We start from the raw sequence: 1260 nt of genomic DNA, 5'->3' as shown, positions 1-1260 counted from the left end.
GTCAAACGGGTTGTCGACTACAACGTGAAGATCCGGGTGAAGCCGGATGGCACGGGTGTCGAGCTTGCCAATGTGAAGATGTCGATGAACCCGTTCGACGAGATCTCGGTGGAAGAGGCGTTGCGGCTGAAGGAAGCCGGCAAGGCCGAGGAAGTGGTCGTCGTCTCGATCGGTCCTGCCAAGGCCGAGGAGACGCTGCGCACCGCACTTGCCATGGGCGCCGACCGGGCGATCCTGGTCGAGACCGACGATCAGATCGAGCCGCTCACCGTCGCCAAGATCTTGAAGGCTGTGGCCGACGCCGAACAGCCCGGTCTGATCATCGTCGGCAAGCAGGCGATCGATGACGACAGCAACCAGACCGGCCAGATGCTGGCAGCACTGCTGGGAACGGCCCAGGCCACTTTCGCCTCGAAGATCGAGATCGGTGATGGCAAGGCTCAGGTCACCCGCGAAGTCGATGGCGGCCTGCAGACGATCGAGATCAAGCTGCCGGCGGTCGTCACCACGGATCTGCGTCTGAACGAACCGCGCTATGCCTCGCTGCCGAATATCATGAAGGCGAAGAAGAAGCCGCTCGACAAGAATCGCCCGGCAGACTTTGGCGTCTCCACAACGCCACGCCTCAAGGTGTTGAAGACCGAGGAGCCGTCAGGCCGCAAGGCCGGCGTCAAGGTCAAGTCGGTCGCCGAACTCATCGACAAGCTCAAAAACGAAGCCGGCGTGCTGTAATCAGCTTGGAACAGGAGCCATCATCATGACCATTCTTCTTCTGGCTGACCACGACAATGCCAGCCTGTCCGACCAGACCGCCAAGACGCTGACGGCAGCCGCCAAGATCGGCGGCGATATTCACATTCTCGTTGCCGGCAAGGCTGCCAAGGCTGCTGCCGATGCCGCCGCCAAGCTTGCCGGCGTCTCCAAGGTGCTGCTGGCCGAAAGCGACGAACTCGCCAACAATCTGGCCGAACCGCTGGCCGACCTGATCGTCTCGCTGGCAGGCAGCTACGACACCATCATCTCGGCTGCCACCTCGGTCGGCAAGAACGTGCTGCCGCGCGTCGCCGCTCTTCTCGACGTCGCCCAGGTCTCCGAGATCATCGAGGTGATCTCGTCCGACACCTTCAAGCGGCCGATCTATGCCGGCAACGCCATCCAGACGGTGCAGGCGAGCGATGCCAAAAAGGTGATCACCGTGCGCACCGCATCCTTCGCCTCCGCACCGGAGGGAGGCTCGGCCACGGTCGAGGCAATCCCGGC

At 62.6% G+C, this 1260-nt stretch carries 1 protein-coding gene and 1 pseudogene; both read left to right on the top strand.

What is annotated here, in order from left to right; translation table 11 throughout:
* A partial coding sequence (locus tag A6U98_RS00015; protein WP_245304467.1) for an electron transfer flavoprotein subunit beta/FixA family protein occupies positions 1 to 732 on the top strand: 732 nt, incomplete at its 5' end.
* 25 nt (positions 733 to 757) lie between these two features.
* Positions 758 to 1260 (top strand): annotated as a pseudogene (locus A6U98_RS00010) (electron transfer flavoprotein subunit alpha/FixB family protein); the annotation flags it as partial.

It is taken from the genome of Rhizobium sp. WYCCWR10014 (genome assembly GCF_001657485.1).
Classification (GTDB): Bacteria; Pseudomonadota; Alphaproteobacteria; order Rhizobiales; family Rhizobiaceae; genus Rhizobium.
The sequence above is the reverse complement of the archived record's forward strand: the minus strand, read 5'-3'. Positions and strand labels throughout refer to the sequence as shown.